Source organism: Burkholderia sp. 22PA0106, from assembly GCF_047497155.1.
GTDB lineage: Bacteria > Pseudomonadota > Gammaproteobacteria > Burkholderiales > Burkholderiaceae > Burkholderia.
On sequence record NZ_CP163163.1, the window covers coordinates 1009032 to 1027089 of the forward strand.

General features: G+C 59.7%; 18 protein-coding genes and 1 tRNA gene. 8 read left to right on the forward strand and 11 right to left on the reverse strand.

All coding sequences use genetic code 11. The features are described 5' to 3' along the window. Window positions 1–7: 7 nt before the first annotated feature. The 3 genes from AB4850_RS19450 to AB4850_RS19460 form a co-directional block, all read right to left on the reverse strand. The gene (locus AB4850_RS19450; protein WP_414444635.1) at window positions 8–1618 is read right to left on the reverse strand and encodes an acyl-CoA synthetase; all 1611 of its coding nucleotides are present in this window, start codon (window positions 1616–1618) and stop codon (window positions 8–10) included. Window positions 1619–1968: 350 nt separating this feature from the next. Next, a complete protein-coding gene (locus AB4850_RS19455) occupies window positions 1969–2667 on the reverse strand; it encodes a peptidoglycan DD-metalloendopeptidase family protein (protein ID WP_414444636.1) in 699 nt (232 codons plus the stop codon). Window positions 2668–2882: 215 nt separating this feature from the next. Further along, on the reverse strand, window positions 2883–3791 hold the full coding sequence (locus tag AB4850_RS19460) for an aldose epimerase (RefSeq protein ID WP_414444637.1): 909 nt from the start codon (window positions 3789–3791) through the stop codon (window positions 2883–2885). 568 nt (window positions 3792–4359) lie between these two features. On the opposite strand from AB4850_RS19460, the gene AB4850_RS19465 reads away from it, so the two are divergent. The 7 genes from AB4850_RS19465 (at window position 4360) to AB4850_RS19495 (ending at window position 10709) form a co-directional block, all read left to right on the forward strand. Next, entirely contained in the window at window positions 4360–5190 is an 831-nt protein-coding gene (locus tag AB4850_RS19465) for an undecaprenyl-diphosphate phosphatase (RefSeq protein WP_414444638.1), read from the forward strand. Window positions 5191–5406: 216 nt separating this feature from the next. Beyond that, window positions 5407–5483 (forward strand) — tRNA-Arg (locus tag AB4850_RS19470). A 302-nt stretch (window positions 5484–5785) separates the two neighbouring features. Beyond that, entirely contained in the window at window positions 5786–6766 is a 981-nt protein-coding gene (locus tag AB4850_RS19475) for a hypothetical protein (RefSeq protein ID WP_414444639.1), read from the forward strand. A 145-nt stretch (window positions 6767–6911) separates the two neighbouring features. Beyond that, complete coding sequence (locus AB4850_RS19480; RefSeq protein WP_414444640.1) at window positions 6912–7196, forward strand: hypothetical protein; 285 nt, start codon at window positions 6912–6914, stop codon at window positions 7194–7196. 154 nt (window positions 7197–7350) lie between these two features. After that, window positions 7351–8805 (forward strand): DUF3987 domain-containing protein, encoded by a 1455-nt coding sequence (locus AB4850_RS19485; protein ID WP_414444641.1) that lies wholly within the window; start codon window positions 7351–7353, stop codon window positions 8803–8805. Window positions 8806–8991: 186 nt separating this feature from the next. Next, entirely contained in the window at window positions 8992–10302 is a 1311-nt protein-coding gene (locus tag AB4850_RS19490; RefSeq protein WP_414444642.1) for an inovirus-type Gp2 protein, read from the forward strand. 89 nt (window positions 10303–10391) lie between these two features. Then, window positions 10392–10709 (forward strand): hypothetical protein, encoded by a 318-nt coding sequence (locus AB4850_RS19495; protein ID WP_414444643.1) that lies wholly within the window; start codon window positions 10392–10394, stop codon window positions 10707–10709. On the opposite strand, the gene AB4850_RS19500 is transcribed toward AB4850_RS19495, so the two are convergent. The 4 genes from AB4850_RS19500 to AB4850_RS19515 all read right to left on the reverse strand — a co-directional run bounded on the left by AB4850_RS19500 (window position 10700) and on the right by AB4850_RS19515 (window position 15274). Next, a complete protein-coding gene (locus AB4850_RS19500; RefSeq protein ID WP_414444644.1) occupies window positions 10700–11083 on the reverse strand; it encodes a hypothetical protein in 384 nt (127 codons plus the stop codon). The two genes, AB4850_RS19495 and AB4850_RS19500, sit on opposite strands and share 10 nt — an antisense overlap. Window positions 11084–11180: 97 nt before the next feature. Continuing rightward, complete coding sequence (locus tag AB4850_RS19505; protein ID WP_414444645.1) at window positions 11181–12560, reverse strand: helix-turn-helix domain-containing protein; 1380 nt, start codon at window positions 12558–12560, stop codon at window positions 11181–11183. Between the two features lie 357 nt (window positions 12561–12917). Continuing rightward, window positions 12918–13754 (reverse strand): hypothetical protein, encoded by an 837-nt coding sequence (locus AB4850_RS19510; protein WP_414444646.1) that lies wholly within the window; start codon window positions 13752–13754, stop codon window positions 12918–12920. A 155-nt stretch (window positions 13755–13909) separates the two neighbouring features. Beyond that, window positions 13910–15274, reverse strand: a complete 1365-nt coding sequence (locus tag AB4850_RS19515) for a hypothetical protein (protein ID WP_414444647.1) — start codon at window positions 15272–15274, stop codon at window positions 13910–13912. 222 nt (window positions 15275–15496) lie between these two features. Here AB4850_RS19515 and AB4850_RS19520 point away from each other — a divergent pair, with 222 nt between their 5' ends. Next, complete coding sequence (locus tag AB4850_RS19520) at window positions 15497–15838, forward strand: helix-turn-helix domain-containing protein (protein ID WP_414445558.1); 342 nt, start codon at window positions 15497–15499, stop codon at window positions 15836–15838. Here AB4850_RS19520 and AB4850_RS19525 read toward each other — a convergent pair. From AB4850_RS19525 to AB4850_RS19540, 4 genes are all read right to left on the reverse strand, one after another. Next, a complete protein-coding gene (locus AB4850_RS19525; protein ID WP_414444648.1) occupies window positions 15816–16454 on the reverse strand; it encodes a hypothetical protein in 639 nt (212 codons plus the stop codon). The two genes, AB4850_RS19520 and AB4850_RS19525, sit on opposite strands and share 23 nt — an antisense overlap. Continuing rightward, window positions 16454–16747: a hypothetical protein gene (locus tag AB4850_RS19530; protein WP_414444649.1), complete on the reverse strand. Its 294-nt coding sequence runs from the start codon at window positions 16745–16747 to the stop codon at window positions 16454–16456. Before AB4850_RS19530 ends, AB4850_RS19525 begins: the two co-directional genes overlap by 1 nt. Further along, window positions 16744–17127 (reverse strand): hypothetical protein, encoded by a 384-nt coding sequence (locus tag AB4850_RS19535; protein ID WP_414444650.1) that lies wholly within the window; start codon window positions 17125–17127, stop codon window positions 16744–16746. The genes AB4850_RS19530 and AB4850_RS19535 overlap by 4 nt, the downstream gene beginning before the upstream one ends. A 109-nt stretch (window positions 17128–17236) precedes the next feature. Beyond that, window positions 17237–18046, reverse strand: coding sequence for a DUF4942 domain-containing protein (locus AB4850_RS19540; protein WP_414444651.1), 810 nt, complete (start codon window positions 18044–18046; stop codon window positions 17237–17239). Between the last annotated feature and the right edge of the window lie 12 nt (window positions 18047–18058).

An 18058-nucleotide genomic window follows, 5' to 3' on the forward strand; every position in this document is an offset into this window, starting at 1 on the left:
GGCCTGTTCACAGGTCGCGCAGCGCGCGCCGGATGATCTTCCCGGTGGCCGTCAGCGGCAGCCCGTCGACGAACGCGATCGCGCGCGGGTATTCATGCGCGGCCAGGCGCGTGCGCACGTGCTGCTGCAATTCACGCACCAGCGTCTCGTCGGCTGTCACGCCGGGTTGCACGACCACGAACGCCTTCACGATCTCGGTGCGGGTCGGATCGGGCACGCCGATCACGGCGGCCATCCGCACGGCCGGGTGGCGCAGCAGGCAATCCTCGATCGGCCCCGGGCCGATCCGGTAGCCGGCGCTCGTGATCACGTCGTCGTCGCGGCCGACGAAGCGGATGAAGCCGTCCGCGTCGGCGACGCCGCGGTCGCCGGTCAGCAGATACTCGCCCGCGAACTTCTCGCGCGTCGCGTCGGGGTTGCGCCAATAGCCGAGGAACATCACCGGGTCGGGCGCCCGGATGCCGATCGTGCCCTCGGTGCCGGGTGGCACCGGCTGGCCGGCCGCATCGACGATCTCGACGCGATGCCCGGGCGCGGCCTTGCCGATCGCGCCGGGGCGCGGCGCGAACAGTGCGCTGCACGAGGCCAGCACGACGTTGCACTCGGTCTGCCCGTAGAACTCGTTGAGGGTCACGCCGAACACCTCGCGGCCCCAATCGAGCAGCTCGGTGCCGAGCGATTCGCCGCCGCTCGCGACCGATTCGATCACGAGCGCATGCCGCTCCCGTGGCCGCGCCACGCCGCGCATCAGTTTCAGCGCGGTGGGCGGCAGGAACGCATGGGTCACGCCGTGGCGGGCGAGCAGGGCGAACGCGGCCTCGCCGTCGAACTTCTCGAAACGGCGCGCCACCACCGTCACGCCGTGATGCCAGGCCGGCAACAGCACGTCGAGCAGGCCGCCGATCCAGGCCCAGTCGGCCGGCGTCCAGAACACGCGGGCGCCGCGCGGAAAGCCGTTCTGCGACATCTCCACGCCGGGCAGATGGCCGAGCAGCACCCGATGCGCGTGCAGTGCGCCCTTCGGCTTGCCGGTCGTGCCCGAGGTGTAGATGATCACGGCCGGATCGTCGGCCGAGGTATCGACGGGCAGGTAGGCGTCCGATTCGCCGGCGAGCGCGGCGTCGAACGACAGCGTGCCGTCGGGCTCGCCGTCGGTGCAGTAGACGGTGCGCAAGGCCGGCAGCGCGGCGCGCAGCGGCGCGATCTTGGCCGCGCCCGCGCAATCGGTGACGAGTGCCGCGGCGCCGCTGTCGGCCAGCCGGAATTCGAGCGCGTCGGCGCCGAACAGCGCGAACAGCGGCACGGCGATCAGGCCGGCTTTGTAGGCGGCCAGATGCGCGATCGCGGTTTGCGCGCCTTGCGCGATGAAGATGCCGACGCGATCGCCGCGCACCAGGCCGGCACGCGCGAAGTGATGGGCGAGGCGATTGGAGGCCGCTTTCAGTGCGTCGAACGTATAGTGCGTGACGGTGCCGTCCTCGCGCTCGTCGATCAGCGCGAGCCGACCGCTGCCGTCGGCCCAGCGGTCGCACACGTCGACGCCGATGTTGTAGCGCTCGGGAATGCGCCACGCGAACGCGGCAAGCAGTGAAGGGTAATCGTCGGCTTCAGGCAGCATCGGCGCTCCGGGCGACATCGCAACAGACGGATTGCCGAGATTACACCGTATCGTCACGGCCTTCGCGCGATAGTCGCACTTCACGAGCGATGATGTGCGCCACGGCGGCGATGCCGGTTCCCGCGTACTATCGCTCGTTCAACGAATCGAAATGAAACATGGTCTGGCTTTGGATTGCCACGGGATTCAGCGTGCTCGGCATCAGCGCCGTCGTGTTGTTTGCGACGCGCGTTGATCCGTTGTCCGGCCGCGTCAGCGGCCGGTATCGCAAGCGCTGAGCGGTCTCGTTCGTCAGCAGGGCGGCCTGGCGGCCGCTGCCGGAATGCGCGCCGCGCGATGCGGCGCGTGCATCAGCGCGCGGGCAGGTAGCGCGCCGGGTCGATCGACCGGCCGCCGTAACGCAACTCGAAATGGAGCGCGACGCGGTCGTTGTCGCTGTCGCCCATCTCCGAGATCTTCTGGCCTTGCGTGACCGCCTGGCCTTCCTTCACGAGCAGCACGCGGTTGTGCGCGTAGGCGGTCAGGAAATCCGCGTCGTGCTTGATGATCACGAGGTTGCCGTAGCCGCGCAGCCCGTTGCCCGCATACACCACCGTGCCCGCCGCTGCCGCCACCACCGGCGTGCCGGCCGTGTTCGCGATGTCGATCCCCTTCGAATTGCCGCCATCGAACGAGTGCACCACCGTGCCGGCCGCCGGCCAGATCAGCGAGATCGAGACGTTGGGGCGCGGCGGCGCGACGGCGGCTGCGGGCGGGGGCGCCGAGCTGCCGCCACCGCCACCGGTGGTGCGCACCGGCGCGCTGCTCGATGCCGTGCCGCCCGGCGGTGCGACGCGCAGCACCTGGCCGACTTCGATCGCATTGGGATTCGAGATGGAGTTCCAGCGCACGAGGTTCGAGACCGGCTGGCGGTTCGAGCGGGCGATCTTCGACAGCGTGTCGCCGCGTTCGACGCGATAGAAGCCGGGGCCGACCGGCGCGGAACCGCACGCGGCCAGGACAACGGCGAGTGAAGCAAGGACGAACCCTCGGGCGGCTTTGACCAACATGAAACCTCGCAAGACGGCGCGGCGCGGGGCGCGGCGGCGGGATACAAAACCGGGGATTTTACCGGGTTCGCGGCGCGCGGCGCCGATTTGCGGGTTCGATCGCCACACGAGGCATGCGCGGCGTCACGGCGCGGCCGTTCAGAAGCGGCGTACGGCCGCGCCGTGAGGCTGCGCGCGGCACGTGGCGCCCGGCGCAGGGCCGCGCGCCGTGTGGTTCAGTCGAGCTTCGCGACGCTGATGCGCAGCGAGGCCGTTTCCGTCGCGCCGGGCGCGAGCATGCGCAGGCCGAGGCCGTTGTGGATGGCGTCGGGCAGGCCGAGCCACGGCTCCACGCAATAGAAATCCGATTCCGGCTTCTCGGTCCAGGTTGTCACCGTGTACCACTCCACCGAACCGGGGCGGTTCAGATCGATGTCGATGCGGCGTTTGCGGCCCGGCATCGTGATGCGCAGCGGGCGGGCCGGCACGCCTTCGAGGCAGTGGAAGCGGTCGAGGATGCGTGCCTCGTCGAGCGTATAGCGCGGCTCGCCGGCGACCGGCGCGCTGATCGAACCGTCCGCTTCCTGGAAGCGGCGCTGCGTCGGCGGCAGGTCGATCGAGGTTTGCGCGCGCTCGCCGTGCGGCAGCGCGAAGTAGAAGTGATGGCCGGCGTAGTAGGGCAGCGGGGCGTCGCCGAGGTTGCGCGTGGTCAGTTCGACGTCGAGCGTGTTGGCGTCGGCGAACTGATAGCGCGCGTCGAAGCGGAACGCGAACGGGTAGCCGTCGCGCGTCGCGTCGCTCGATTCGAGCGTCATGTCGATGCCGCGGCCGTCCGCATCCACGTGCGCCGCGAACGGCAGGTCGCGCGCGAAGCCGTGCATCGGCAGGTCGCGCACCACGCCCGCCGCGTCGCGCCAGCGGCCGACTGTATTGCCGACACGATGCCGGCCCAGGAACGGGAACAGCAGCGGGTTGCCGCCGCGCACCTTGGCCGGCGCGCTCCAGTCGGCCTGCTCGGGCCAGAAGATGACCGGCTCGCCATCGATATCCCACGACAGGAGACGGCCGCCGGCTTGCGGCGCGATGCGCAGCCGCGACGGGCCGTCGACGAGTTCGATGATGTCCTGCTGCTGGAAGATGGGCATGGTGTCCTTCGATCGGCGTCAACACAACGGGCGGACAGCATAGCGGACGCGGCGCGCTTGCGCGAGTGGCGAGGGCGCGCGAACCGCGGCGGGTTATCGGCAAAAATCGGAAAAACTTGCCTAGGGGAAACCCATGTGGGGAAATTGCGGGTGGCAGTCTGTCGGTTTGACCGCATAATTGTGCCGACCGGTTACTTTTCGTTACACCGCATTCGAATCAGGAGTCAGCAGCATGGATCTGGCAATGGCAATGGGAATCGCCCTGTTCGGCATGTTTACCGGCAGCACGCTGCTGTTTTTCTACCAGCTCGGCCGCTGATGCCAAAACCGCTGCGGGCCAGCCTCCGCAGCGCTTCCAGGCCCGCCGTCCTCCGGACCGCGGGCCTTTTTGTTTCCGAGTGCATTTCAATTTCCTGACAATTTTGACGGCTCCGTCGATGAAAGCCGCGAAGTGCGGCCCGGCGACTTGGCGCACGGAATGCTGCTGTGCATAATCAGTGCGCTGCCGGATTCTCCATCCGGTGTATCGAGCGCTTTTCCCATTCATCATCGACAAAAGGACCGACGCGTGAGCCTCTGGTTTCTGGTATTTCTGAGCGTCCTGCAGGGCGTGACCGAACTTTTCCCCGTCAGCAGCCTGGGTCACACGCTGCTGGTGCCCGCATTGATCGGCATGCATATCGACAAGCATGCGCCGCAGCTGCTGCCGTTCCTTGTTGCACTGCACCTCGGTACCGCGATCGCATTGCTCTGGTATTTCCGCAAGCGTTGGTGTGCGCTCGTGCGGGGCTTCTTCGCCTCGTTCGCCGGCCGTCCCAACGACGACGCGCACATGATGTGGGCACTGATCATCGGCACGATTCCGGCCGGGCTGGTGGGGCTGTTGCTCGAGAAGAAGATCGAGCACGTGTTCCACGACCTGCGGATCGTGGCCGGCGCGCTGATCGTCAACGGCGTGCTGTTGTGGTGGGGCGATCGCCTCCAGCGTTCGCGCGCGCATCGTGCGCCGGAGCGGCTCGGGTTCGGTCGCGCGTTTCTGGTCGGGCTGGCGCAGGTTGGCGCGTTGATCCCGGGTTTTTCGCGCAGCGGGCTGACGATGATCGCCGGCAATGCCGCCGGGCTGACGACCGAAAAGGCCGCCGAGTTTTCGTTCCTGCTTGGCACGCCGATCATTCTGGCGGCCGGCGTGCTCGAACTGCCGAAGCTGTTTCATGCGCCGGATCAACTGGCCGATGCCGCGCTGGGTGGTGTGCTGACGGCGATTGCCGCTTATCTGAGCATTCGTTTCCTGATGCGCTATTTCGAAGGGCGCGGGCGTCTCGCGTCGTTCGGCGTGTATTGCGTGCTGGCGGGGTTGTTCTGTCTCGGCTGGTTCGCGTTCCATGCGCAGCCGGTCTGATTCGACCTTGCCCGGTTCGGGCTGGTCGCGCGGTAGCGATCGGGTATAATCTTTGGCTCGGAATTCGTCGGGAAGCGGTGTTGGCGCTTCGCTCGGGGGTTCCGATTCGAGGTGACGGGCGGTGCGTTCCGGTGGTGTTGGCGTTTGGGCCGGGATGTGCGGTGGTTGCTTCGCTTCTTTCTGGCGGTGCCGGTTTCGGCGCCGCCTGTCTCATGACCGCCCTTAGCTCAGACGGATAGAGCAACGGCCTTCTAAGCCGTAGGTCACACGTTCGAATCGTGTAGGGCGGACCAGTAAAATCAATGGGTTACGAATGTTTTTATAAGGTGGGTGCTCGTTGGTTTGGCTTCGTGTAACCGCTGTGTAACCGGATTCGGTCCACTCAGATCCACGCCAATCATTGCCTTGGGTTCGGCTAGTCAATCTAGTAGCTCGGTGCTCGACCACGAACAATTCGTTCTCTTTGGTGCTGGATTCAATCGTGGCGATCTCCTTTGTCGCCATCTTGCTGTACGCTCCCGTTTTTTAACCCTATCGCGAAGGATAGCCGTGTGGCTGTCAAATTTTAGCGAGCCGGGATAGTGAAGATTTGGACATGGACGAGCAAGAAAAAAATCCTCGGTTGAGATTTTTCAAGGACCTATCGCCAGAGGCGCAGGCAGCGCGCCGCGCGGACCTGGATATATTGGAGTCAGATGATGGCGTCCAAGCGGGGTCAGGAAACCTGCTTGCCTTGGCAGAAGCAGCGGCTCGACTCGGATGCACGCTGAACGATTTGCTGGATGAGGCGCTGGGCGACGAATGCGAAGGCCGGACTATATATGCGCCAGTGCTTGATGAGGCTCTGTATGCTTGGCCGGTGACGGACAGAGGAATGCCCCACTCAAAAGTCATAGGCATGGCTTTCCCCATTTTTCGTGAGAGGTTCGCCAGTAAGGATATGGGCATTCTGCTCAAATCGGATATCGAGCAAATGAAAAAAGGGGCTCCTGTAATTCCCGATGGCTATATCTTTCCGAATATCACGCTACGTTGTATCGACGCTTGGGAGGCTGAGCAAGCCAGCAGCATCGTTCTTGAGCGGATGCGGGAACAAGCCAAGACCGTTGCTTGGATTCATCCATCCAAGCTGAAATCGGAGCGTGGCGATTGGCCTTTGCCGACTCGTTATCTGAGTGTCGACATGCTCATGGTCGATGCCGAGGGGATTCCAGAACCACGTCCTCTAACCATTGCGCAGTTAGCGAGTGCTTTTGAGCTCTATCTAGGAAAGACTCAGACCAAACGAACAGTATCGGACTGGGTCAAAATTTTTAAGAAGCCGAATAAAAAGATTCTGTCGGCGAAAATTCCGACGACTCAAGGCAAAGAGGGTGAGTGGAAGCCTGTCGAGGCAGGCCTCGCTTTGCACGAACACTATGAGTATTCCTGGCCCGACTTGAACCGGGCATTCCGGCAGCACGAATTGTTGAGGCTCTGGTGGTCTGAATGGATCAAAGCAACTACACCGCGCGGTAACGATAAGGTTGACGTTTTTGAGAGAGGAACCTCTCCAACTTCTCCCTTTGATTTGTGATTTTTGTTAAAAATCAATGACATAGCTTGCCTCGGTTAACGGGGAAGTTCGGACGCAGGGAATACTCTGTCCCGCATCAACGCAGATCAGCGTTGATGTGCGGACCGGCCTCCGCAGCAAGGCCGAGCAACACGGAGTTTTCCCCATGACGTTCGCAAAAACGACACCGCTTGAAATTGGCAAAGGCGTTCCTACCGAAGTCTTCGCCAGCAACAACCACATCCAGCCGCAAACCCCACGCAAGCAATACTGCTTAACCGGCAGTTACTTCGGCGTGGTGCCCACCAAGCTCGCCAATGGCCGTTTGCTATGGCCGAATGTGATCGTCACCAAGCGTGATGGTGCAATCTCGGCCAACGACGACACCCTCATCCGCCAGGGAGGCGCGTCTCCTACACCCACTCCCGTACCACCGAAGTCTATTGGCTAAGCACTCAGGCAGCCGCATCGGCACCTCGTCGGTGCGTGCACCCAGTCGTTCCTAGAAATACCCTCGCTCTTTAACAATTTGACTCTCCGCGCAGCGGAAAGGAGACTGCGTGACTCACGCATCTTCAAGGTCGCTTACCGTCCATGGAAGTCGCATGGATGATGATCGCGACTTAATCGGAAATGCGGTGCAGGTTCCGTGTTTCCCCCATGATGCATTGCCTGGTCTGTTGGGCGATGTGTTGCGCGAGCGATCGGCGATGCCAAAGGACGATGCCATCTGTGCATCCGTATTGGAAGCCGTCACGTCCCTGGTTGCCTCAGGGGTGGCGTTGTATGAGAAGCCAGACGGAGGCACTGGACCTCTAACGTCATTCGGTGTCTTGCTGGCCTCCTCAGGAGCGGGCAAGAGCTTTCATCATGGAGTGCTCACAGAGGCCGTGTCTCGATGGTGCGCCAAGCTCGCGGAACAAACTCCCATGAACCAATCTCAGCAGGAGGCAGCACATTGCGTGTGGCTTGCGCGCGTAAATGCAATTAAAAAAGTTATTAAGGAATGCGTAGTTGATGGTGAGGAGACGAACGCGATCGAAAGATTGTTGGCAGAAGAGCTAGAGAAGGAGCCACGCTCTGTAGTCGTACCAACTCTTCTACAAGACGATGCTTCCATGCAAGCGGTACTACGCAGCCTAGAGCATTGGCCCGTCTCTGGGTGGATTGTTGATGAGGGCGCGGTGGCACTGGATATGCTCCGCCCCAAGGACTTCTCCACCATGGCCAATCTCTTCGGCGGAAAAATGATCGTGCACAGTCGTGTGCGTGAACCACACAAGGAAATCAGAGGCTATCTGACGACCTTGTTCATGATTCAGCCAGGGTTGTTCAGTGCGTTCTGCAAGAAACGTGGTAAGCAACTGAAGGCGAGTGGTCTGGACGCTCGCTTCCTTTACCACGTTGTCCTCGATGCATGGATCGGATCAGAAAGTCCTGGCTATGCCATCACGGGCCACGCCCATAAGCAGTACGGCGATCGCGTTACTGAGATGCTGGACGAACTTCACGAACGTATCCGTTCCGGCAGAAAAGAACTCCCCTCAGTGACATTCAGCTGCCGTGCGAAGGCGTTGCTACACAATATTCACAATCGGAACCTCAGGCTAATGTCGCGCCGCGAGCTCGACCATTGCCGTGATTTCCTGGCCAAGCTGACTGGGCACATTGCCCGGATGGCTGCCAAGAATCATGTGTTCCTAGGACGTGACGGCGACGTGTCCGTCGATCTGGTGGAAAGTGCGGAGCGGGTTTGCTTGTACCATTTCGAGGCCTACAAATGGATGCACAGACCGCTTGATCTTGAACCGCAAGGGGTTCGCGACGCAGCAGCACTTGTGCAATGCCTACGTGACCATGGTACTAGGTCGTTTGCTTGTCATCGTTTCGGTGTGGTTGCGATGGGTATCGGCATCACGACGACGCGACTGCGTCGTGCCATCGCAGAGTTGAATCACCAAGGCCGGATTCGTATGGTGACGTTTGGTGGAAAGCCGTTCGTGGAAGTGTTGCCGCCCGTTGGCCGGCTGGATGATGTTCTCGGCCCGGGTGGTGTGTAGTCTCTGAAGCACGTTGACTGATATGCGAGGACGTTTCTGCATATCAGGATAGTCCGTCATCTGGGGTCTCCCCGACCCAATTTCCCGAAAGACCTTCTGATCTTGCCGCGTGAGCGGTGGGATCAGACTTATGGTTTTTATAAGGATTACTTAACTAATCTATGTATCTTACCAAGGAATCTAACTATGGAAGAATCTGCTGTGAAAGATGATGGTGCCCAATGCACCATCGATACAGATCGTGAGCATGGGTGCGTCATGCCTCATGTCACCGATAGTGGAAAACGTGTTGTGAGCGAAGATGAGCTTACCCATGTCAATGGGATCGTTGAGAACCTTGATCGCAACATGGGCGCTGTCTATGGTCTTGACGGTAAAGGGTATCGAGTAGGTGTGAGCGTCAAGCTGCTTAGCGCTCAGATCGAGTTCATGCATTGCGTCATCGATACTGATGCGCTTCCGTATGAGATCAAGCGCAATGCTGACGGTTCTGTCTGTATCGTCAAAAACAAAATGGCAAAGTACGTCGAGCTGCTGCCAGAGTTTGAGCGGTTGGTGCTCGATGGATTAGCGTTGTCTCCTGACCTCGCCTTGTTTCATCGTGTCTATGCCAAGCATGCCATCAGTTGGCACCTTGTCACATCAAAGAGGTTGACAACTCAGTATGCAGAACGATGCAACGCACTTGTGTTGACCCTGCGTGCGGAGGGGGAGCGAATCGGCATCAAGCGTCTGTTGCGAAACTGGCGGCGTAATGCTGACGAAAACGCTAAACGACTGACACGCTATCTCAATGCCTTGCATGATCGTCACGCTCGCTTGATGGTGATCCGTCTTGACTTGATGTACCGCCAGACTGCGTGCTTTGACCTTGAGCAAGCGATGCGATGGAACGAAGTACTCATGGCTCGCAACTATCGGGAGCGTGACGCAGTATCCCGAGGCAAGCCTTTCGATGATGAAGGTGATGATCTGCCACGTGTGGATATCTTCACCGTGACGGAGGACTGGCGGCACTTCAAGGACAACATGCGTGGCAAGCCATCGCTTTTCCGGCACATGATCGGCTACGTTTGTTCGATTGAGTTCTCGAGCACGGGCGGGCATCACCTGCATGTGGCGTTGATCTTCGACGGCTCGCAGGTCAAGCAACATGAGTGGTTGGGTGACTCGATCGGTGACTACTGGGTCGAGACCACAGGTGGGCGCGGCTACTACCACAACTGCAATCGTGGATCCTACAAGTACCTCGGCGTCGGTCTGATCGATCATCATGATGCGGTGAAGCGCGGGCACCTGATGCGTGCGCTCATGTACTTGGCGAAGAAAGATCAGTTCGTTCGTGTGAAGGCATCTCCGAAGTCCAAGACATTCATGACGGGACATTTTCCAAAGGCGCTATCTGGTCGCACTGGCCGGCCGCGTACCAAGGGCTTGGTTGCCTTGCCAGACGAGGCGCCGGACGGAGGCGATAACTTGGAGGTGGAAGCCGCGTAGGAAGTTTTCAGGCATCCGAAATGGTTCGCCGGAGTAATTGGAACCATTTTGGATATGCGATTTTTTGTGCTCGCCGAGAGTAGCTCACTATGAATTTCACCACAGACACCGAACAGCAAGCCATCGACGAACAGAGCTTGTTCGACGCATTGGAGGCCCTACGCCCCAGTGACCTTGACCAACGAAAGCAGAAGTTCGAGAAGGCCTATCCGTATATCCTGAAGAAGCTATCTGAAGGTATCAAGGATAGTGACATCATCAAGCTGCTGTCAGCGCGGGGCATCTTGCGATCGCGCAACACTTACACCAAATGGATGGATGAGATCAAGGCGAAGCAAGCACCTGTGACGGCACCGTCACAGGTGCGTCAGGCCATGGAACGAATGAACGCGGAGAGTCAAGGGTAGTACCAGGCACGTTCCGCTACTTCACGGAACGTGCCGCTTTGTGCATGTGTGCCGGCGTCAAGATAGCGCGGGCTACCGGCGACAGCAACCTGGATCTCGGCACCCGAAAACGTTGCCATGAGCTTATAGTGTTTGCCGCCACGGGATAGCTGCAGCAGCATCCCTGGCCATTTGTTACGCATCGTGCGCAGTAGCTGTTGTTGGTATTTCTGTATTTTCATAGAAAAATTCCCGTGATTTTTAGGCCCCTGAGGTATTACTCTCCGGGGGCAGGCACTATCGCCGGTTAGGTTTAATTTGCTCGGCGGATTGTTTCCACGGCCACCGCCAGAAGGGTTACCCGTTTTACTCGGAGCGTTTTCGAGATAAGACATTGTCGTTTTCCTTTTGCTGGTCCCGTAAATTGAAGACGAGCAAACCCGAGCACGGGACGTAAAGGCCCGGGCTGCTCAAGAAAAATGGGAGATATCTCTATGCGACCGGAGGCGACGGGTCTACCACGTCGTCACGCCGTGCGATCTCGCGATTGAGGTGCCGCTTGATGCGCTCCAGCGCGTGCTCCACACTTTTGAGTCGCCAGGGAACACGGCGTACTGTGTCGGCTAGGGACTCAACCAGTTCAATGCGCAATCTGGGGACGAACAGATCATCGATGTAGCCTCGCTCGGCGGCCAAGCGCGGCGGGGCGTCAAGGCTCACAAGGATCGCATTCCCCCGAGCCTGAAATTGCCAGTGCTTGAGTGGCCAGTCACCCATCAAGGGCTGTATGATTTCCAGCAAATCGGCACAGAGCCAGCTTGTTGCCGCGTCATGGCCGGATCCGTCTTTCACGAAGGCAGGCAAGCGCTCCAGATACTCGTTCAAACAACCCTGGGTGAGGGTAGCCAAAACAGTTTGGGCATTCTCTTTGTGCCGTTCGATTTCCTGACGCGTCGGCAACTTGTAGATGGCCAGCTTCAGGTTGGCAAGATCGCTTGGCCCCAACTCCTGTAGATCAAAGCCATTAACGTAGTTGGCATATTCTGAGAACTGCTTCGGCAACTTCTGAATAAAATAGTCATCCATCCAAGTCGGTTTCGTCCAAAGAAGGCCTGTCGCGGAGGGCTGACAACGGGCGAAACTTAAGTTTTGAGCCAACTCAGGAATCCGTGGATGGGGAAACTGGATGCGGAACCAGACCGAGTCTTGCGTAAGGGTAACTCGCATATCGCTCTCAGAAAAGTCCAGACATTCCTGTGCATAGCGCTCGACCAGTGACATTAATTGGACAGTGCCGTGAATGATGGCCGAATTAATGGGCAGCGTAGGCCCATTGCAGATCAATATCCAATGGCCATGAGCACTGGCGGGTTGCTGTAGTTCGGAAATGCGGTATCCCAAGAGTTGAGAAAGCCGCTGAAATTCTTTGGCGTCTTGGCTCAGCTGCGCATATTCAAGATCAGCTGCCAAACGCTGTGCGAGTCGCGATACTGCGTCAGTCGGCTTCTCATCAGAGTGCAACTGACCGGCCAAGGTGTCATTGCCTGTAGCAAGCTGCTCATGAATCCGAGCCTTAATTTCCTCAATCCGACTTGGCTGGGCGTCAGGTTCCGCGCCGCGAAGGATTGAAAGCGTGACGCCCAACACGTCTGCCAAGATTGTTGCGGTTTGAAGTGAGAGCTTGCCATCCCGTTCCCAACGGTGCGCAATATTCTTCAGTGATGCGGGGTCCAGGCGCTTGTCCCGCCGTTCGGACACGTGTTTAGCCAAATCGGTCTGAGTCCAGCCTTTACTTTCACGCAACTGGCGCAAACGGTTTGGAATGATCTCGATGGCGGGCGGGCGGCCCACGGCGCGGTTAGGTGTTTTCATAGACGAGATTACGCCAGAATCAATATTGGATAACAATAATCATAAAGTCATCAAATATTCGAGAGTCGTCAGAAATCGCTGGTTAGCCATGGTGCTCGGAGGTCATCCTGATGGCTGCGGATCGTCGATTGTGGCCAGATTACCCAGCGACTTCAGTAGGTTGCCCAATGTTCGGCGCGCTCTACGCAAGATCACGATGACCAGGTCAGCGATGACGAGCGGCAAGAGAGTTGCTCGGTGACCGAATAATGCTGGCTGACCGCACCCACGTAATACGAATGAAAAAAATAAGGCTACCTACCTCGTGAGAGGTGGGTAGCTTGTGGACCGCTGTATTGTCGATCAGGAACCCGACGACTACTGACCGGGCGCAATGTTATCGGGCACATCGAGCACATAGTGAACATGATCGTCACCTCGATGGCTGATCAAATCCCCTATCGTTTTTTGCCAATCCCGGTTGAGTTGAGCTGTGCTGCCGTCTTGTTTGGTGAATTCGACGCCTGACCACGCCGGCACGACCGAGTCATCACGCACAAACCACTGGAATATCTCGATGACCTTGATCACGCCACCATATGCCCTGTCGATTTGCGCCAGCGCGTCTTTCTCCTGTTGCTCGAAGCGTGCGCGTTCCTGCGGCAAGCTGGTGAGCGTGTTTTGCGCATCAGCAAGATGCTGCTGTGCTTGTTCGACAGCGCGTTGTGTCCCTTCAACATCGCCTTGATTCACCATGGCTTGACGCAGGGCACTGGGGTCGGCTGAAGCGGCCGCGCTCGATTTTGCTGCGTCGGCTTGTGACTGCATTTGCGCAAATTTGCTTTGGGCGTCGGTCAATGCCTTTCCCCAAAATTCCGGGTTTTGGTTGGCCTGCTCGGTGGTCTGGTCAAGACCGTGCAAGTAGCCCTGAAAGTCGTTCTGCGTGTCGAGGATTTTTTTCTGACGATACGCGGCAATCAATGCTGCACCGTCTTTTAGATCGCAACGATATTGCACGACCGATCGCCCAGTATCGTCCTTGAATGTGTGCCATTCATCGCGTTCGCACGAACTGCGATTCGACAAAGCGGTCTCGTAAGTATGGGTCGAATCTTGTGGAACGATTGCCGTCTTGACGGTATCGATTTCAGAGTGACCGCAGCCGCTCAGTGCGATGCTCAGCAATGCAGTTGAGGTAAGCGTGATGAATTTCATGTTCATTGTCAAAAAAATGGAATTGGCCTGGTGGGGGCTCGTGTAGTTGCGCCCGCCAGATACTGAGAGCGCAGTCGGCTCCAACAAGCAGCCGCTGCGCGAGCAAGATGCCGCACCGTTCAGTGGAAACGTTGGGGGGACGGCCAGCAGAAGACTTACTGCGACAGGCCGATCGTGATGTATTTGGTATTGATGTCGAACATCAGCGGATCGTCGCTCGTGCCGGGCGTGGTCGTGCTGTTCACGGTGATATAGACGTACTTCGTGATGCCGTTGGCCGTGTACTTGTATGCCTTGGCATGCTCGATGGAGTGATTTTTCGTGTCAGCGAGGCCATCGACCGTGAACGCTTGTGCGATGTTGCTATCCGGCGTGTCCTGATTGCCGTTCTTATCGGTAAACGTTACTGCGCCGTTCGCGAATACCGACGTACCCGAATTCGCGCAGTCCTCGTATTCGTCGAAGGTTTTGCCATTCAACTCGCCCGGATCGGTCACTTCCGTCAGATCGCTCGACACGTAGGCGTACTGCCCTGGCTGGCCAGTGATGAATGCCCCGACACCATTGGCCGGCCCCGTGCAGAGCTGGCCGACGCGATTTCCGAGCAACGACACGGCGGCGGTGAACTTTCCGGCATCGGTGAACGAGGTCACATTTCCGTCTGCGTCGATCTTGGCCTTGGCCGTATATTGGCCACGATTCGGATCGACAATGGCGATACCGAACGTGCCGTCCAGGTTGACGGACGAACCGATTTGGATCGACACGGGGTCTTGCTGGTAGGTGAGGCCCGTCGTATAGGTCGTCGCGACGTAGGCCTGCTGCGTCAGCGCTGTGCCACGGGCTGTTTTCACTGCAGCATCCGATTGCGACAGGCCCGCGGCGGTCAGCGCCACGCCGTAGCGTTCAAGCAGGTTGTCACTCGAGTCACCCTTTTCGGCCTTAAAGCTGGTTGTAAGCGGATTGAACCCGTTCGGAAGCGACGGTTTGCCGGGCAGTGTCGAAAGCGCGGTTTGGAGTGTCGCCAGCGCATCGGCCAGGCTACTGCTTGTGATCGTGCCGGACAGGTCGCCGTTCTTCACTGCGTTGAACCACGTTTCCGGGTCGCCCTTGCCGAGCACGCCGACTTCGAGATCGGTCAGCGGAGTGATGTTGGTCGTGCCAGACGCGGCGGCGACCGAATGCAGTGGGGAGGCCAGGGTCGTCCCGTTTGCCTGTCCGCTCGACACGCGCACGGCACACGGGTAATCCGTGCGCTTGAGCGAGACGGTCCAGCTCCCGTCGGAACCTGTCGTAGTCGAAGCCGCCGTGCCCGACGCGCACTTGAGCGATACCGAGCCGCCGACGATGGGTGAGCCGATCGCTGCCGTACCGCTCGTGGTGACGGTCTGCGTATTGTCGGCGGGGCTACTGGCTGACGCATTGTCGCTACCACCGCCGCCGCACGCGGCGAGCGCTGCGCACAACGATGCGCCGAGCGCAAGTTGGGTGATCCCCATGTTAACTGCGGTCTTCTTCATTGCGAGTTTTCCTTTCTGGTTGTGGTGATGCGGTGATTTCCGCCATCGGTGGTCTAGTACAACTGCTTCTGTTTGTAGAGTTTACTCGTCATAAATGGGTGCGCGTCTGGCATGAGGTATCTGGCCTCATTTCCCTATAACGGCAGGAAAATTTGTTTTTGAAGTGTAAACACTACACTAAACGATGAGTCTATAGCGTCGTGAATTAGTCGTCAGGCGGGCATCCTGCCCAGCATGACTTCTCGACGCCCAGAAACCGTTACACGCACGCCGGCACCGATCACGGTGGCCCTCGGCCGTCGTATCAAGCAACGCCGGCATGCCGTGGACAAGTCGCAGGAAACGCTGGCCTTCGAGGCTCACGTTGATCGGACATACATTTCGGCCATCGAGCGCGGCATTGCGAATCCCTCAGTGGAGACGCTGGCGAATATCTGCCACGCGCTGAACATCACGCTGTCCGGCCTGTTCGAGCCGCTGGATGGTGTATCGCTCGCACCGACCGGCGAACGCCGGGCGAATGCAGCGACTCCACCCGAGATCAAGCGCAGCCGGCTTCGGTAGTGCGGGCGCCTAGCCTACGGATCGATACCGCTCCGCCTAGCTTGGCCGACGTGTCACCTTCGGCGGTGATATACGAGGCGTGCGGTTCATGGAATTCCAGCCGCGCATTGCACGCGGCCAGTATTGGCGCGGCTCCCGCCGGATCGAGCAGCAGGAGTGCCTGGGGGATGGCATCGCGCTCTTCGATCCCAACGACCAGCGTGGCATGCTGGTCCCCGGATCGGCAGTTGGCGATCCACACCACGACAGGCCATCCTGTCGCGAATTCCTGAGCGCAAGTGCGTGGGAGTTCGTCCGCCAGGCCTCTGAGCTGAACGGGCTGAACGCCCGCATTGAGTTCCCAGACGAAAGCAGCAAATTCCGAGGGCGTCAGGCCGTGGAGGTAGTGCGGCCAGGCCTGACCCCAGAAATGCGCGGCGGGCCCACTCGCGTAGCGGCGCACGTTGACCGGATCGGGCAAATAGCCGAGCATTGCCAGTGCCATCGCCGCGCAATGCAGGGCGCTACCGGCGTGCCAGTCCCCCTGCTGGCTGAAAACCGGCTGACGGGTATTGTCCAGCATCAACTGAGTGCTTGGATACAGTGCCGGGTGCAGTTTCTGGATCAAGGTGGGCATCAATAGTCCTCGGGCAGCAGGACGGTGGTGACCGAACGGTCAGCTTCGGTGATGACCCAGACTTTGCTTCCGCCCGGTATCACGTAGCTTGATAGCAGGCGCTTGCCTGCGAGCAAGGCCAGTTCGTTTTCGGCGATGTCCTCAGCTTCAAGGTCGCCCCAGTCCCCGGCGCAATGTCGATCCAGCAAGGCTGACGGCGAAAGTCCGGCCTGTTCCAGCATGGACTGGGCGGCCGGTGTGATGGCCATCCTTCCCATCGGGAAGTAAGGCCGATGGTGTGCTTGTTTGCTCATGCGGCGACCCTCGTCCGGTAGGTTGCGGCGGGCCACGCCGGATAGCGGCAACGGGCGGCCGGTTGAGGGCTGGAAACGCGGTCCGATATCGCTTCCGCAAGCAACTCGAACGTGGTCTGCGAGCGGTTCCATTCGGTGACGACGAGGATGCGCGCACCGTCCGGCAACGGATAGATCGACAGCAGACGCAGGCCGGCGCCAATCGACAGGTCGTTCTGCGTCCGGTCATCGTCGGAGACGACGCCCCAGTCGCCAGCGATATGCCGTAGCAGGACGCTGATGACAGGAATCTGGTGAGCGCGCAGCGCTTGGAGGGCTTGGGTCCCGACCAGCAGCCGGCCAGGATGAAACAGCGGTTTGAGACGGATGGATGGGTTCATGGTTTGAGTCTCTGGAATGCGGGCGAGCACGGGCCTCCGGGCGGAGCCAGATGCGTGATCGCTGCAGGGAAGGGAAAGACCGTCGCAGGACGCGACAGGTAAAGCGGAATTACCGGACGTCGGACGCGAGCGCGTTAGGGTAGTGTTTTGCGAGTATCTGGTTCATCTTCTCGACCAGATCGGGCCGCTTGAACGTCAGGTGCCCGTTGCCGTTCTTGAACCAGCGCAGATGCAGGTAGCCGTTTTCAGCATCGGTGAGTCGTGCCTGTCGCGCATCGGACAGCAGCGTGTAGATGCCGTGCCGGTGATCAGGCTCGGGTTTGCCGTCCAGCACGCTGAATACGCGGATCAGGTCGTCCAGTCCGTCCGTTCCATGATGGTTCGGAAAGCCATTACTGAGCAGGCAGGTCACAATGATCCGTTTGCCGAATTTGAAAGGCTGGTTGGTCCTGTAGTTCCAGGACAGCTTCTGGAAGCACTGGATCACGCCGCGTTCGAACATATCGCCGCGCGCACCGTAGAGTTGCGTGAACGTGGCCTCGATATTGGCGGCGGTCAGTTCCGGCACGTCGCCCTCGCTGATCTGACGGCCCCACTGTTCGCGCGCCTTCGCGTCCATGAAGGTGCGCAGGCCCGATTCCTTCAGCAGATAGTCCCAGCCGTGCGTGTCGATGACGCGCACGATGGCGCTTTCCGCATCGGCCCGGACGGTATATGGCCCGGTGATCGTGGGCCGGCCGCGGCAGCCGTAGCTTTCGTCCAGCACCGTCCGGGGAAAGCCCAGATGGGCTGCTCCAGCAAGCTGTTCGGCTTCAGCCAGCAGATCAAGTGCGGCGCGCACGCGCTCGACGACGGCCGCGCGCTGATTGGCGAGATTGGTGATGCTCAGGCTTTTGACGAGATCGGTTGCAGTATCCATAGTCCTCCTGGG

Bases quoted from the DNA above. Each gene is read 5' to 3' on its own strand.
- AB4850_RS19480 (WP_414444640.1), top strand. From the start codon at position 6,912: ATGACGTTCGCAAAAACGACACCGCTTGAAATTGGCAAAGGCGTTCCT.
- AB4850_RS19455 (WP_414444636.1), bottom strand. From the start codon at position 2,667: ATGTTGGTCAAAGCCGCCCGAGGGTTCGTCCTTGCTTCACTCGCCGTT.
- AB4850_RS19525 (WP_414444648.1), bottom strand. From the start codon at position 16,454: ATGCCCACCTTGATCCAGAAACTGCACCCGGCACTGTATCCAAGCACT.
- AB4850_RS19515 (WP_414444647.1), bottom strand. From the start codon at position 15,274: ATGAAGAAGACCGCAGTTAACATGGGGATCACCCAACTTGCGCTCGGC.
- AB4850_RS19510 (WP_414444646.1), bottom strand. From the start codon at position 13,754: ATGAAATTCATCACGCTTACCTCAACTGCATTGCTGAGCATCGCACTG.
- AB4850_RS19500 (WP_414444644.1), bottom strand. From the start codon at position 11,083: ATGTCTTATCTCGAAAACGCTCCGAGTAAAACGGGTAACCCTTCTGGC.
- AB4850_RS19460 (WP_414444637.1), bottom strand. From the start codon at position 3,791: ATGCCCATCTTCCAGCAGCAGGACATCATCGAACTCGTCGACGGCCCG.
- AB4850_RS19490 (WP_414444642.1), top strand. From the start codon at position 8,992: ATGGAAGAATCTGCTGTGAAAGATGATGGTGCCCAATGCACCATCGAT.
- AB4850_RS19530 (WP_414444649.1), bottom strand. From the start codon at position 16,747: ATGAGCAAACAAGCACACCATCGGCCTTACTTCCCGATGGGAAGGATG.
- AB4850_RS19475 (WP_414444639.1), top strand. From the start codon at position 5,786: ATGGACGAGCAAGAAAAAAATCCTCGGTTGAGATTTTTCAAGGACCTA.
- AB4850_RS19495 (WP_414444643.1), top strand. From the start codon at position 10,392: ATGAATTTCACCACAGACACCGAACAGCAAGCCATCGACGAACAGAGC.
- AB4850_RS19540 (WP_414444651.1), bottom strand. From the start codon at position 18,046: ATGGATACTGCAACCGATCTCGTCAAAAGCCTGAGCATCACCAATCTC.
- AB4850_RS19535 (WP_414444650.1), bottom strand. From the start codon at position 17,127: ATGAACCCATCCATCCGTCTCAAACCGCTGTTTCATCCTGGCCGGCTG.
- AB4850_RS19450 (WP_414444635.1), bottom strand. From the start codon at position 1,618: ATGCTGCCTGAAGCCGACGATTACCCTTCACTGCTTGCCGCGTTCGCG.
- AB4850_RS19485 (WP_414444641.1), top strand. From the start codon at position 7,351: ATGGATGATGATCGCGACTTAATCGGAAATGCGGTGCAGGTTCCGTGT.
- AB4850_RS19505 (WP_414444645.1), bottom strand. From the start codon at position 12,560: ATGAAAACACCTAACCGCGCCGTGGGCCGCCCGCCCGCCATCGAGATC.